This window comes from Streptomyces sp. x-19 (genome assembly GCF_046549115.1).
Taxonomy (GTDB): Bacteria; Actinomycetota; Actinomycetes; order Streptomycetales; family Streptomycetaceae; genus Streptomyces; species Streptomyces albulus_C.
Genome location: NZ_JAJPWK010000012.1, coordinates 137,313 through 151,787, shown reverse-complemented (window position 1 = coordinate 151,787; position 14,475 = coordinate 137,313). Strand labels below are relative to the sequence as shown.

Here is a 14,475-nt window from a genome sequence, read left to right as displayed (position 1 = left end):
GCGCCGGCTGCCCGCCGACGAACGCGCCGGGCCCGCTCACTTGCCGTCGGGGTCCGCCCGGTCCAGGGCCGGCCGCGGACCGGGGCCGGTCTCCAGCAGCAGGTGGTCGGCGGCGGCGGTGTCGGTCACCAGGCTCGTCACCAGTCCGGAGCGCAGCACCGCGCCGATGGCCGCGGCCTTGCGGCGGCCGCCGGCGATCGCCACCACCTCCGGGATGCGGCGCAGCCGGTCCGCCTCGACGGTGATGCACCGCTCGCCCAGGTCCCGGCCGATCCGCCGGCCCTCGGCGTCGAAGAGGTGCGCGGACATCTCGGCGGCCGCGCCCAGCGAGGCGTAGTGCTCGCGCTCCTCCTCGGACAGCATGTCGTAGACGGTCGATACGCCCGGCTCCCACGAGCCGATGGAGACGCAGGCGACGGTGACCTTGTCGAAGTACTCGAAGGCGCGGGCGATGCCGGTCTGGCCGCGCAGCGCGGCGGCGGTCGCCGAGTCGGGCAGCAGCATCGGCGCGTAGATCGGGTGCGCCTCGCCGCCGGAGACGTCGGCCGCGCGACGGACCGCCTCGACCGAACCGCGGTCGGCGGTGCCGGCGTCGTAGACCCCGGTCAACTGCACGACGGTGCACGGCGGAAGCTGGTGCAGGGCGGCGGCCATGTGGATCGTCGAGCGGCCCCAGGCCAGGCCCAGCACGTCGCCCTCGGCGACGAGTTCGCCGAGCAGGTCGGCGGCCACCTCGCCGAGGTTCTCCGGGTCGGCGGCGTCCTCGGAGGCGTCCGCGGGCGATTCGACGACGACCGCGTGCCGCAGGCCGTAGCGGGCACGCAGGGCGTCGGAGCGCTCAGCGTCGAGTTCGGAGGGCACCCGGATCTCGATCCGTACGAGATCACGCTCCAGGGCCGTCTCCAGGACGCGGGCGACCTTGAAGCGGCTGACGCCGAACTCCTCCGCGATCTGGATCTTGGACTTGCCCTCAAGATAGAAGCGGCGGGCCATGGCCGCAGCCTGCACCAGCTCGGCGGGGCCCATTCCGGACTGCGGGCGGCTGGCTACCACGAAATTCTCCCCTTTTGCGCATCTGATCGAGTCTTTGCTCATCCTTTCAGAAACCCGAGGTGTACGGGGACCACGAGCGGCACGCCGGGCGTGAACGCTCGGTGGCCGCCAGGTCAACCAAGGGCACGGGGCACAGCGGACGCACTGCTTCCGGTCCCCGTACGGAGCGGGCCGCCCCGCTCAGTGGGCGCAGCCCCAACTCCCGGCCGTCGCCGCCTCGGCCTTCTCCCGCAGGTCACGGACGGCCTTGGCCGGATCGTCGGCGCCGTAGACCGCGGAACCCGCCACGAACACGTCGGCGCCAGCCTCCGCGCACCGCTCGATGGTCTCCGCCGAGACGCCGCCGTCCACCTGGAGCCACATCTGCAGGCCGTGCCGCGAGATCAGCTCACGGGTGCGACGGATCTTCGGGAGCATGATGTCCAGGAACGCCTGACCGCCGAAGCCGGGCTCGACGGTCATGATCAGCACCATGTCGAGCTCGGGCAACAGGTCCTCGAACGGCTCGATCGGGGTGGCCGGCTTGAGCGCCATCGACGCCCGCGCGCCCTTGGCCCGGATCTCCCGCGCCAGCCTCACCGGCGCCCCGGCCGCCTCCGCGTGGAAGGTGACCGAACCGGCCCCGGCCTCCACGTACTGCGGCGCCCAGCGGTCCGGGTCCTCGATCATCAGGTGCAGGTCGAGGGGGGTGTCCGTCGCCTTGCTCAGCGACTCGACGATCGGCACGCCGAGGGTGAGGTTGGGGACGAAGTGGTTGTCCATCACGTCGACGTGGAGCCAGTCGGCGCCCTCGACGGCCTTCGCCTCCTCGGCGAGGCGGGCGAAGTCGGCGGACAGGATGCTGGGGTTGATCAAGGCCATGCCCCCAGTATGGCGGTCCGTGCCCGGACCGACCGCGCCCGGGCGGGGAGAGCCCCGTCACCCGGCCCGCGGGCGCGCACCGGACCGCCCCGGCCGGACGCGCGGCCCGGCCGGGGCGGACGAGGTGCCAGAGCCGTCGCTCAGCCCTTGAGGGCCGCGAGCGCCTGGTTCAGCGTCTTCGACGGACGCATCACCGCGGACGCCTTGGCCGCGTCGGGGCGGTAGTAGCCACCGATGTCGGCCGGGGAGCCCTGCACCGCGATCAGCTCGTCGACGATGACCTGCTCCTGCTCGGCCAGCGTCTTGGCCAGCGGCCCGAACGCCTCCGCGAGCTGCGCGTCGTCGGTCTGCTTGGCCAGCTCCTGGGCCCAGTACAGCGCCAGGTAGAAGTGGCTGCCGCGGTTGTCGATGCCACCCAGCTTGCGGCTCGGCGACTTGTTCTCGTTCAGGAACGAGCCGGTCGCGCGGTCCAGGGTGTCGGCGAGGACCTGGGCGCGGGCGTTGCCCGTGGTCGTCGCCAGGTGCTCGAAGCTCACCGCGAGCGCGAGGAACTCGCCGAGGCTGTCCCAGCGCAGGTAGTTCTCCTTGACCAGCTGCTGGACGTGCTTGGGCGCGGAGCCGCCGGCGCCGGTCTCGAACAGGCCACCGCCGTTCATCAGCGGGACGACCGAGAGCATCTTGGCGCTGGTGCCCAGCTCCAGGATCGGGAACAGGTCCGTCAGGTAGTCGCGCAGGACGTTGCCGGTCACCGAGATGGTGTCCTCGCCGCGGCGGATGCGCTCCAGCGAGAAGGTGATCGCCTCGACCGGGGCGAGGATCTTGATCTCCAGGCCCTCGGTGTCGTGCTCCGGCAGGTACGCCGTGACCTTCTCGATCAGCTGGGCGTCGTGCGCGCGGGTCGCATCGAGCCAGAACACCGCCGGGTCACCGGTGGCGCGGGCGCGGGTGACGGCGAGCTTGACCCAGTCCCTGATCGGCGCGTCCTTGGTCTGGCACATCCGGAAGATGTCGCCGGCGCCCACGGTCTGCTCCAGGACGGCGTTGCCCGCACCGTCGAGGACCCGCACCGTGCCGGTGACCGGGATCTCGAAGGTCTTGTCGTGGCTGCCGTACTCCTCGGCCTTCTGCGCCATCAGGCCGACGTTCGGCACCGAGCCCATGGTGGCCGGGTCGAACGCGCCGTGCGCCCGGCAGTCGTCGATGACGGCCTGGTAGATGCCGGCGTAGCTGCTGTCGGGGAGCACCGCGAGGGTGTCGGCCTCCTCGCCGTCCGGGCCCCACATGTGGCCGGAGGTGCGGATCATGGCCGGCATCGACGCGTCGACGATGACGTCGCTGGGGACGTGCAGGTTGGTGATGCCGCGGTCGGAGTCGACCATCGCCAGCTCCGGGCCCGCAGCCAGCTCTGCGTCGAAGGACGCCTTGATCTCGGCGCCGTTCGGCAGGGCCTCCAGGCCCTTGTAGATGCCGCCGAGGCCGTCGTTCGGGGTCAGCCCGGCGGTCGCCAGCGCCTCGCCGTACTGCGCGAAGGTCTTCGGGAAGAAGGCGCGCACGACGTGGCCGAAGACGATCGGGTCGGAGACCTTCATCATCGTGGCCTTCAGGTGCACGGAGAACAGCACGCCCTCGGCCTTGGCCTTCGCGACCTGCGCGGCCAGGAACTCGCGCAGCGGACCGACCCGCATCACGGAGGCGTCCACGACCTCACCGGCCAGGACCGGCACCGACTCGCGCAGCACGGTGGTGCTGCCGTCGTCGCCGGCCAGCTCGATGCGGACCGCACCGTCCGCGGCGATCACCGCGGACTTCTCGGTGGAGCGGAAGTCGTCGGCGCCCATGGTCGCGACGTTGGTCTTGGAGTCGGCGGACCAGGCACCCATGCGGTGCGGGTGCGCCTTGGCGTAGTTCTTGACCGACGCGGGCGCGCGGCGGTCCGAGTTGCCCTCGCGCAGCACGGGGTTGACGGCGCTGCCCTTGACCTTGTCGTAGCGGGCGCGGATGTCGCGCTCCTCGTCGGTCTTCGGGTCGTCCGGGTAGTCCGGGAGCGCGTAGCCCTGCTCCTGGAGCTCGGCGATGGCCGCCTTCAGCTGCGGGATGGAGGCCGAGATGTTCGGCAGTTTGATGATGTTCGCGCCGGGCGTCTTGGCCAGCTCGCCGAGCTCCGCGAGGGCGTCGGCGATCCGCTGGTCCTCCTTCAGGCGCTCCGGGAAGCTGGCGATGATCCGGCCGGACAGCGAGATGTCGCGGGTCTCCAGCGTCACCCCGGCCGTCGAGGCGTACGCCTCCACCACCGGCAGGAACGAGTACGTCGCCAGGGCCGGGGCCTCGTCAGTGTGGGTGTAAATGATGGTCGAGTCAGTCACCGGGTACTCCGCTCCATCCACGTCGCAAATATTGCTCGACATCAAGATATCAACATTGCTCGACATCAAGATATCTCGTGCACCGGCCCGCTCCCCGGGCGGTCCGGCCCTCCTATCACGAGAACCGGCCACCGCGCGCCGGGCACGACTCGTGGACTTCTCGGACGCAGGCGAAGCGGTCCGCCCCGGTGGTCGCCGGGGCGGACGTCGACTCAGAAGAACGTCTTGTCCCACTCGCCCTCGACGAGCGCCCGGATCGCGGCGTCGAAGCCGTGGGCGACCCGCTGGATTCCGGCGTCGCCGGCCAGGTAGACGTCGCCGTCCTCGGCCAGCAGGACCGCCTCCTGCGTGTCGGTGGCCGTGCCGACGAGCAGGACCGGAGCACCGATCCGCTTGCCGAAGATCCCCACGCTCCGCGGCAGCGAGTGCGCCGAGTCCATCGTCTCCTCGACCGAGGTCGTCAGGAACGTCTCGCCGAAGCGGTAGGACCAGGTGACGGTGAACTCGCCGTAGGTCTCCAGGAATTCCCGGAGGCCGGCGGTGAACTCGAAGCCCTCCTCCTCGTACCGCTGCCGCGCCTGCTCGATGTCCGACGGGTGGATCTCGAAGCGCGCCCGGCCCGCGAGGGAGCTGCGCAGTTCGTCGAGTCCCCGCCGTTCGGTGTTCCCGCTCACCCCGTGATGACCTCTCCGCCGAAGTCGGGCACCCACGTCTGGCAGTTGGCGCACATCTTGAACTTCTTTCCCTTGGGGTTGACGGTCACCAGGTCGACGTTCTTGGGATCGGCGCCGTCCTTGATCGCATTGGTGAACATCCGCGGCTCGGCGCACACCCCCGGCGGCCGGCCGGACGGGTGGTGCGACTCCTTGGGCATCGCGTCGGTCACCGCCTGTTCGTGGCCGGTTTCGGGACCGCTGTCGCCGTAGTAGATCTTACCGGTGGTGCGGTCCTTGCCCACGGCGTAGGCGCCGGGCGCCTCCTCCCCCTCGCCCAGGCCCGCACCCACGTGCTGGACCCGCTTCTTCCCCAGGTCCATCAGCTCCTTCTTGAGCCCGTCGTTCCCGGCCGGCATGAGGCCGAGCGGGTCGCACCACGTGTGGGGGTTGTGGACGTAGGCGTCGGGGTTCGGAGCGGGGCTGAGGCCGAGCGGGTCGGGGGTGACGTAGCGGGCGGTCTCGGGGTCGTAGTAGCGGTTGAGGTTGTAGTGCAGGCCCGTCTCGGGGTCGAAGTACTGGCCGGGGAAGCGCAGCGGGGTGCTGGTGGTGCTGTCGGCCGCCCAACTGGTGTTGCCCCACAAGGTGGGCACGGTCCGCCAGGCGATCGCGTCGGTGGCCGTGTCGACGAGTTCGGTCGGAGTGCCGACGAGGTCGGTGACGATGGCGAAGAACCGGCGGTCGATCTCGTCCTGCGGCGCCTCGGCCGTCGCGGTGCGCGTGACGGTCTCGGTCTGGGCGAGCGGGTGCAGCCCCCGGTGGTCCCAGCTCATGGTGTACGGGCCGGGCAGGGAGGGCGCGTACGTCGTCTGTTCGGCGAGGTTCGGGCCGTCCCACGTGAAGTGGGTCCGCTCCTCCACGGTGCTGCCGTCCGCGCCCAGCCGCTCCTTGGCGGTGCGCCGGCCGAACGGGTCGTAGTGGTACCGCCAGTGGGCGCCGTCGGGGGTGGTGACGTGGACGAGGCGGTCCTCGGCGTCCCAGGCGTAGCGCCACGTGGCCGGCTTCTTCGACAGGCGCGTGACCTGGCGGAGCGTGGTGCGCCCGGCGGCGTCGTACTCGTAGCGGACCCGGCCGGCCGAGGTGAGCTGCGTGCCCTCGTATGTCCGGGTGCCGACGGCCGCGTCGCGGGAGCCGGACGCGGGCCAGTTCGCCTCGGTGAGGTTGCCCGCGGGGTCGTAGGCGTAGCGCTCGGTCCACTCGGCGGCCTGTACGGAGGTGACGCGGCCGCCCGGGTCGACGTCGAAGGAGCGGGCTCCGTTGAGCTGGTCGTCGACGCCGGTGAGGATGCCGTCGGCGCGGTAGGTGTAGCTGCGGCGCTGGAGCACCGACCCCGGGGACCGGACGACCTGGCCGGTGAGACGGTGCTCGGCGTCCCAGGAGTTGGCCAGCGTCAGGCGGTCGCCCAACGTGCGCTCGACCTCGCGGCCGGCGGCGTCGTAGGCGAACTCCAACCGACCGGCCGAGGTGGTCAAGGACGTGCGGCGATCGGCCCGGTCGTAGGTCCAGGAACTGGTGTGGCCGCCGGGGGTCGTCCGCCCGGTGCGTCGGCCGAGGCCGTCGCGGGTGTGGGTGAGGGTGCGGCCGTTGACGGTCTCGCTGACCAGGTTGCCGAGGGCGTCGACGGTGCGGAGCAGTTCCACGTCGGGGCTGCTGGCGCGGTGCAGGTGGCCGGCGGGGTCGTAGGCGTAGCTGGTGACGGCCCCCGCGGCGTCCTTCTCCACCAACTGGCCGAGGACGTCGTAGCGGAACGCGACCTCTTCGCCCAGCGGGTTGGTCCGTGCGATCAACTGACCTGCGGCGTCCAGCCGGTAGTGGACGCTGCGACCGTGGAAGTCGGTCTCGGCTGTCAGCTGGCCGGCGGCGTCGTAGACGTACTTCCAGGTCTGACCGAGCGTGTTGGTGACGCCGACGAGTTGCATGTTGGCGTCGTAGCTGAAGGTCAGACGGGTGCCGTCGGGCTCGGTGCGGGCCGCGAGGGTCTCGAACGGCGTGTACGCGAAGGTGGTGCGCCGGCCCAGCGGATCGGTGTGCGCGAGGAGGTTGCCCTCGTCGTCGTAGGCCCACGACTCGGTGCTCCCGTCAGGAGCCGCGTACGAGGTGAGGCTTCCCTCGACGCTCCAGGTCAGCCGGGTGACGCCGCCCACCTGGTCGGTGATGGCGGTGACGCGGCCGAAGGCGTCGCGCTCGTAGCGGCTGGTGGCGCCGGCCCGGTCGGTGACCTCGACGGGCAGGCCGGCGGCGTTGCAGCGGATGCGGGTGGAGTGGCCGAGGGCGTCGGTGACGGACGCTAGGTGTCCCGACGCGTCGTAGCCGTAGCGCGTGGTGGTGCCGTTGGGGTCAGTGAGCGAGGTGCGTCGCCCCGCCTCGTCGAAGGTCTGCCGCCAGGTCACCCCGCCCGGCCTGGTGATCAGCGTCGGGAGGCTCGCCGCGCCGAAGTAGCTGGCGGTGGACCGCTCGCCGTCCGGGCGGGTGACGGCGACGGGACTGCCCGTGTCGTCGTACTCGAAACGGGTCGTGCGCCCGAGCGGGTCGGTCCGGGAGACCAGGTTGTCGAACGCGTCCCGCTCGAAGCGCGTGGTGTTGCCGAGCGGGTCGGTCTCGGCGACGACCTGGGCGTGCTCGTTGATCTCGTAGCGGGTGGTGTGGCCGAGCGCGTCCGTCTCGGAGTGGACCTTGAGGCCGGTGACCGGGTCGGGCTCGCCGTACGCGAAGCGGAACCTGAGCGAACCGTCCGCCCCGCCCTCCTCCACGACCCGGTCGAGCGCGTCGTAGGTGTAGAGGTAGCGGGTGCCGTTGCGGTCGGTCCAGGACAGGATGCGGCCCTGGGCGTCGTTGGCGAACACCAGCGGCCGGCCGGAGGAGTTGTAGACCTCGGTCAGGTGGCCGTCGGCGTAGCCGTAGCGGGTCAGCAGGACGTCCTGGCCGTCCTCGCCCGCCCCGGCCAGGTGCAGGGCGGTGATCCGGCCCGCATCGGTGGTGACCAGGAGGCGGTAGCCGCAGGAGTGGGTCATGCTCGACGGCGTGCCGTCGGCGTCGTAGGCGAAGTCGACGCGGTGGTCCGCCTGGTCGCGGATCGCGGTCAGCAGGGCCGTTTCGCCGTCGGGCCGGCGGGTGAACTCGCGGACCAGGCCGGTGGTGACGTCCGTCAGGCAGTAGTCGCCGGTCAGCTCGTCGACGTCGAGGTCGAGGCGGGCACCGGCCGACGCCTGGGTGGGTTCGTCGGCGGTCGGGTGCGGGTACACCTGCGCCGTACGGTCGGCGCTCAGGTGGACCACGCCGTCCTCGTCGATCTCCAGCCGCTCGTCGAAGGTGCAGGCCCAGTGCGGACCCATCCACCGTCCGGCCTGGTAGCCCGACTCGAAGGAGCGCGTGAACAGCAGGGCCAGCGCGCCGGGGAGCGAGACGTCCGTCTGCTCGATGAACATCCGGCCCGTCGCCATGTCGACCGGCTCGCCGCCCTGGCACACGGAGTCCTTCGGGCGACCGGCCTCGCGCGGGTTGTCCGCCTGCGCACGGCCGCGGCCGCGACCCCCGGACGACTTGGGGCCGCCGGAACGGCCGCCGCCGCCCGTGGTGTGCGGGGCGCGCGGCATGTCCTCCTTGCCGCCCTTGAGGAGCTTGTCGAGTTCGGAGGCGTGCTTGGCGTCGTTCTCGGCGTGGTTGGTGGCGACCTTCTTCAGCCGGTCCCCCGCCCCGTGATACAGATCCTGAACAGCCTTGCTCGCATCCTTCGCGATGGTCTTGCCCAGCTTCTCGGCGCCGCCCTCCAGCGCCTTGACGATCCGATTGCTCACTCGAAACTCACCCCCGCAGCCTTCGACTCGAAATCGGCGGCGTGCGACGCCACCGTCCGCGCATGCCCACGCAACACCTCGGCGCGCTTGTGCAACTCCTCCGGGTGAATGGAGAAGCCCTCCCCCGTACCACCCCCGCCGCCCCCACCGGAGACACCCAGCGCGGACTCGGCAGCCTGGAAGACCATCCCGCTCACCGCCTTGCCCACCACCTCCACCAAGGGATTGATCGCCGCCTCGATGACCTGCCCGATGACGTACTGCTCCAACTGGTCCTCAAGGAAAGTGATCAGCTTCTTGCCCGCCGCGATGACCAGAGCCTCCGCCGCCTCCGCGATCCCGAACGTGACCACCGCAGCCGCCTGATCCGCCACGAACGTGATCGCCAACACGATCAGCTCGGCAATCGCCTCGACCTTCATCGCCACGATCGTGTCCGCCGCGAGGTCCAACGCGGTCGCCACCGTCTGACACGCATTGACCAGCTCGGTCATGTGCCCGTCCGACAACTGCCCCCACTTGGCCAACAACGCCTCGTACGACGCCCCCTGATACACCTCGGCCAACTGGTGGATCGTCGACGTAGAGTCCTTGTGCGTCTCATCCAGCTTCTGCGCGAAATCCCTCACGTGGGACGCGAATTCACGGACCTTGTCCTCATTGACGCTCGGCCAGTTCACCCCGACGAACTGAAGGAACGTCACCACCTCGTCCGGCAGCTCGATCGCCATGCGCATTCCCCCTGGTCATATCTGCGACAGCTCATCAGAGTCTCCTCAAGGGGCAGCAACGAACGGGCAAAAGCGCGTCCAGGGAACCGTCATGAATGCCCCCAGTCGTCAGGATCACGACCGTCGGATCTCCGCCGGCTCGCCACCGTCGGGCCGGAGCGCGAGCACGAGGGCCCGGACGACCACGTTCCGTCGACCGCACGGGAACGCCAGGTCATCCGGCGCGCACTGGCGAACCCCCACGGCGAACGGGACACCCGGCCCGCCCCTGCCACGAGGAAGCAGGTCCGTCATCCGGGCCCGAGGACGAACCACCAAAGCGGAAAAGGAATTTCACCCCTGCCGCAACGGATGCCACGACCAACGGCCGGCGATCCGGTCGCCGTCTCCACCGCTCCACGACAGCGCAGTTGACCAAACTTGACGCGGCTTTCGCGCACGGCGCCCGCAATTCGTTGACCTCCCTTCCACGTCCTCTTCCAAGCCTTCGGCACGTCATTGCCCCCTGGCGGCCCGTTCCGGCCAGGCTGACGCCGCCCGGCCCGCCCGACGATCGCGGGTGGGGAAATCCCCCTGCCGAAAAGGGTGTTCGCCCCCATGCGCCGGGCCTGCCGGGAACGACAGAGTGCCGGCATGAACGTTTCCCGGCTCCGCAAGAGATCGACCAAGCCCGTCGCCCTCGCCCTCGTGTGCGCCGTTGCCATGCTGACGGCGGCAGGGTGCGGCGACGGCCGTCAGCGCTCCGCCTCCCCCGCCGCACCGACCGGGTCCCGGCCGCCCGCGGCACGCGGCGCGGTGCTCTCCGCGACCCCCGTGGCGGACCTCGACGCCCAACAGGTCGTGGCGCGCCTGACGAAGGCCGGCATCGACCCGGCACGGGCCCGCTACGGCGTGCGCGCCCACCGGATCGTGTACCGCACCCTGGACGGCACGGGAAAACCCACCACGGCCAGCGAGTTGGTCGCGATGCCGAAGAGCGGCGACCGCGACCTCACGGCGGTGTCCTGGCTGCACGGCACGGAGGTGTACCGGGGAGAGGTCGCCTCGGTGAACGACGCGTCGCCCGACCGGACCACGGCGTTGCTCTTCGCCTCCACCGGCCGCGCGGTCTCCGCACCGGACTACCTCGGTCTCGGAAAGGGCCCCGGGATCCATCCCTACGGGGACCCGGAGGCCACCGTCAACGCTTCGCTGGACGCGCTGCGGGCGGCCCGCGCCTTCGCCCGGCGGAACGGTCGCGACCTCGACGAGCGCGTGCTGGTCAGCGGGTTCTCCCAGGGCGGGCCCGCCACGATGCTGGTCGGTCGGGCCCTGCAACAGGGCGTTGACCCGCATTTTCGTCCCGGTGCCCTGGCCCCGATCGCCGGCCCGTTCGACCTGAGCCGTTTCGAAGCCGCCGCGGCAGCCGACGAGGTCGCCCGGTCGTCGCTCTACCTCGCCTACTTCGTCACCGCGTGGAACCGGATGTACGGCCTGTACGCCACGACCGACCAGGCGTTCCGTGCGCCCTACGCCACGTCAGTGGAGACGCTCTTCGACGGCGACCACCAGGCGTCGCAGATCGCGGCCGCGCTGCCCCCGACCTCCAAGCGCCTGTTCACCGAGGCGTTCCTCCAGCAGGTGCGCCACCCCACGGGGACGCTGCGACGGAAACTGCGGGTGATGGACAACACCTGTGACTGGCGGCCCGACGTCCCGGTCCGCCTCTTCCACGCCAAGGGCGACAAGGACGTCGCCTTCGCCAACTCCCTGCACTGCCAACGTCAACTGACGGCCCACGGCGCGGACCAGCGACTCACCGACGTCGGGCGGCTCGACCACTCCGCGACGGTCCTCAAGGCCCTGCCGCAGGTGGTGCGTGCCTTCGACTCCACCCGCTGAGCCGACACGCTCGGCCGCCGGCCACGGCACGAAGGGACGGGACGGGACGGCAGGAGCGGCGTCAGCCGCGCAGCGTCCGTTGCGCCACGGCCAGCGTCACCTCGATGTCGTCGCTCCAGGAGCAGACCTCCAGCCACGACAGGTAGCCGGCCTGGGCGAAGAGCACCACCTCGCCGGGAAACCCGCCGGATTCGGTGCGGATCGTGGCCGAGGCCACCACCTTCGTGCCCGGCCCGGACGGCGCCGCCCCGACCGCGGTGTCGTCGACGCCGAAGTAGGCCGTGCCGCACCCGCACTCACAGCGCCCGTACACGCGCAGATGCGGCACCTGGTCGCGGAGCGCCACGTGAACGGGGTCGTCGCCACCGAGCAGCACACCGAGCACCTCGGCCACGTCGGCGGGCAGGGGATCTCTCATTCCCGCACCGTATCCGGGCCGCGTTTCCTCAACGAACCGGATTTTTCCGCCGCGGGGAACCGCCCGAGGGGCGGCCTCCCGCGCACGCCGCCGGTGTCCCCGGGCGTCCGCCCCCTACGTGCGAGGGTCCCCCGCACCGGGACGGCCGCCCGGCCGCCGACCGTCAGGCGGTCCGGCGCAGCAGCGCCAGGTACATCGCGTCGGTCCCGTGCAGATGCGGCCACAGCTGGACGTCCGGCCCGTCGCCGAGCTCCGGCACGCCCGCCATCAGCGGTCGCGCGTCGATCCACTCGGCCTCGGCCGCCGGACCCCCGCGGCCCTTCAGAACGTCCTCCACCACGGCCCGGGTCTCCGCCGGATGCGGCGAGCAGGTCGCATAGCCCACCACACCGCCGACCCGCACCGCCGCCAGTGCCTGCCGCAGCAGCTCCCGCTGGAGCGGCGCGAAACCGTCCAGGTCCTCCGGGCGGCGGCGCCAACGCGCCTCGGGCCGACGGCGCAGCGCGCCCAGACCGGTGCACGGCACGTCCACCAGCACCCGGTCGAAGGCCCCCGGCCGCCACGCCGGACGGGTGCCGTCGGCGGCGATCACCGCGTACGGACCGGGATTGCCGTCCAGCGACCGGGCCACCAACCGCGCCCGGTGCGGCTGCTTCTCCGACGCCACCAGCGCCGCGCCCCGCTGCGCCGCCAACGCGCCCAGCAGCGCCGCCTTGCCGCCCGGGCCCGCGCAGCCGTCCAACCACGTGCGGTCCGGGCCGTCCAACGGCGCGGCGGCCAGCGCCAACGCGACCAACTGGCTGCCCTCGTCCTGCACACCCGCGCGCCCCTCGCGCACCGCGTCCAACGCGCCCGGCTCGCCGCCCTCGGCCAGCCGGACCGCGTACGGCGACCACCGGCCGGGCACCGCGCCGTCCTCGCCGGCGGCCGCGAGCAGTTCCTCGGCGGTGGCCCGACCGGGCCGTGCCACCAACGTCACCTCGGGGCGCTCGTTGTCGGCCGCCAACAACTCCTCGATGCCCGCGCGCCCACCGCCCAAGGCGTCCCAGAGCGCGGAGACGACCCAGCGCGGATGGGCGTGCACAACGCCCAGATGGTCCTCGGGGTCCTCGTCGTACTCCGGGGCGACCCGCTCCAGCCAACCGTCCAGGTCGTGCGCGGTGAGCTTGCGCAGCACCGCGTTGACGAACTTCGCCCGGCCGTCGCCCAGCACCACCCGGGCCAGGTCGACGGTGGCGCTGACCGCGGCGTGCGGCGGGATCCGGGTGCCGAGCAGTTGGTGCGCACCGAGCGTCAGCACGTCGAGCACCGGCGGGTCCACCTCGCGCAGCGGCCGATCCACGCACTGCGCCAGGATCGCGTCGTAGGTGCCCTGGCGGCGCAGCGACCCGTAGACCAGCTCGGTGGCCAGCGCCGCGTCCCGGGCGTCGAAGTCGCCGGCCGCCCGCGCCTTGCGCAACAGCGGTGGCAGGACCAGGTTGGCGTATGCGTCCCGCTCGTCCACCGCCCGCAGTGCCTCGAACGCGAGGACCCGGACCGGGTCCTTCGTCGGGCGGCGGTAGGGCTTGCGGGTGCCGTGGCGACGCGGCGGCTGCTGACTCACAGAAAAGGTGCTCCGGGTGTACGGGACGGGGATGCTCCCCAGCCTACGCGGGCCCGTACCAGCGCCACGCACGCGGCCGCCCCGCGCACGCACCGCGCCCCCGGTCAGTCGCCCAGCTGCTCCCCGTCGGCGATCCGCACCCCGCGCGCCCAGTCCGCGGCCTGCATCGGCTTCTTGCCCTGCGGCTGGACCCAGAGCAGCTGCACGGGGTGGCTGCCGGTGCCCACGTGCACCGACTTCTTGGTGACGGCGAGTTCGCCCGCCGGCAGGGCCGACCCGTCGTACCCGGCAACCGGGGCGGCCGCCATCACCTTGAGCCGCTCGCCGCGGAAGACCGTCCAGGCGCCGGGCGCCGGCGCACAACCGCGGACCACCCGGTCCACCCGCAGGGCCGGTGCCGTCCAGTCGATCCGGGCGTCCGCCACCTCGATCTTCGGGGCCAGGGTGACCCCCTCCGCCGGCTGCGGCACCGGCTTGAGGCTGCCGTCCTCGATGCCGTCCATCGTGGCGACGAGCAGCCCGGAACCGGCGAACGCCAGCCGGGTCAGCAGATCCCCGCTGGTGTCCGTCGGCCGGACCTCCTCGGTGAGCACCCCGTACACCGGGCCGGAGTCCAGCCCCCGTTCGATCTGGAAGGTGGTGGCGCCGGTGATCTCGTCACCGGCCAGCACCGCGTGCTGCACGGGCGCCGCGCCCCGCCACGCCGGCAGCAGCGAGAAGTGCAGGTTGACCCAGCCGTGCGTCGGGACGTCCAGCGCCACCTGGGGCAGCAGCGCACCGTAGGCGACCACCGGACAGCAGTCCGGCGCGATCTCGCGCAGCCGGGCGAGGAAGTCCTCGTCCCGCGGCTTGACGGGCTTGAGCACCTCGATGCCCGCCTCCTCCGCGCGCTCCGCGACCGGGCTGGCCACCAACCGGCGGCCCCGTCCGGCCGGCGCGTCGGGCCGGGTCACGACGGCCACCACCTCGTGCCGGTCCGAGGCGATCAGGGCATCGAGGGCGGGTACGGCGACCTCGGGGGTGCCGGCGAAGACAAGCCTCATGGGTGACGGACTACC

General features: G+C 71.9%; 10 protein-coding genes. 1 reads left to right on the top strand and 9 read right to left on the bottom strand.

Features of this window, described 5'->3' with window-relative positions; translation table 11 throughout:
• Window positions 1-36: 36 nt before the first annotated feature.
• From ACLJT4_RS25485 to ACLJT4_RS25460, 6 genes are all read right to left on the bottom strand, one after another.
• Window positions 37-1,026 carry a sugar-binding transcriptional regulator gene (locus ACLJT4_RS25485; RefSeq protein ID WP_016570653.1) on the bottom strand — a complete coding sequence of 330 codons (990 nt, stop codon included), beginning with the start codon at window positions 1,024-1,026 and terminating at the stop codon, window positions 37-39.
• A gap of 207 nt (window positions 1,027-1,233) precedes the next feature.
• The gene (gene rpe / locus ACLJT4_RS25480) at window positions 1,234-1,914 is read right to left on the bottom strand and encodes a ribulose-phosphate 3-epimerase (RefSeq protein ID WP_016570654.1); all 681 of its coding nucleotides are present in this window, start codon (window positions 1,912-1,914) and stop codon (window positions 1,234-1,236) included.
• A gap of 140 nt (window positions 1,915-2,054) precedes the next feature.
• A complete protein-coding gene (locus tag ACLJT4_RS25475; protein WP_411125510.1) occupies window positions 2,055-4,277 on the bottom strand; it encodes an NADP-dependent isocitrate dehydrogenase in 2,223 nt (740 codons plus the stop codon).
• A 212-nt stretch (window positions 4,278-4,489) separates the two neighbouring features.
• Entirely contained in the window at window positions 4,490-4,951 is a 462-nt protein-coding gene (locus ACLJT4_RS25470) for an SUKH-3 domain-containing protein (RefSeq protein WP_411125508.1), read from the bottom strand.
• Entirely contained in the window at window positions 4,948-8,784 is a 3,837-nt protein-coding gene (locus ACLJT4_RS25465) for an RHS repeat-associated core domain-containing protein (RefSeq protein ID WP_411125506.1), read from the bottom strand. Before ACLJT4_RS25465 ends, ACLJT4_RS25470 begins: the two co-directional genes overlap by 4 nt.
• Complete coding sequence (locus ACLJT4_RS25460; protein WP_411125504.1) at window positions 8,781-9,515, bottom strand: WXG100 family type VII secretion target; 735 nt, start codon at window positions 9,513-9,515, stop codon at window positions 8,781-8,783. The genes ACLJT4_RS25465 and ACLJT4_RS25460 overlap by 4 nt, the downstream gene beginning before the upstream one ends.
• A 633-nt stretch (window positions 9,516-10,148) precedes the next feature.
• Here ACLJT4_RS25460 and ACLJT4_RS25455 point away from each other — a divergent pair.
• Complete coding sequence (locus ACLJT4_RS25455; protein WP_411125502.1) at window positions 10,149-11,396, top strand: hypothetical protein; 1,248 nt, start codon at window positions 10,149-10,151, stop codon at window positions 11,394-11,396.
• A gap of 61 nt (window positions 11,397-11,457) precedes the next feature.
• Here the strand turns inward: ACLJT4_RS25455 and ACLJT4_RS25450 are convergent, their stop codons facing one another.
• The 3 genes from ACLJT4_RS25450 to fmt all read right to left on the bottom strand — a co-directional run bounded on the left by ACLJT4_RS25450 (window position 11,458) and on the right by fmt (window position 14,460).
• Window positions 11,458-11,814 (bottom strand): hypothetical protein, encoded by a 357-nt coding sequence (locus tag ACLJT4_RS25450; RefSeq protein WP_411125500.1) that lies wholly within the window; start codon window positions 11,812-11,814, stop codon window positions 11,458-11,460.
• Between the two features lie 163 nt (window positions 11,815-11,977).
• A complete protein-coding gene (locus ACLJT4_RS25445) occupies window positions 11,978-13,417 on the bottom strand; it encodes an RsmB/NOP family class I SAM-dependent RNA methyltransferase (protein WP_411125498.1) in 1,440 nt (479 codons plus the stop codon).
• Window positions 13,418-13,521: 104 nt separating this feature from the next.
• Entirely contained in the window at window positions 13,522-14,460 is a 939-nt protein-coding gene (fmt, locus tag ACLJT4_RS25440) for a methionyl-tRNA formyltransferase (protein WP_053163752.1), read from the bottom strand.
• Window positions 14,461-14,475: the final 15 nt, after the last annotated feature.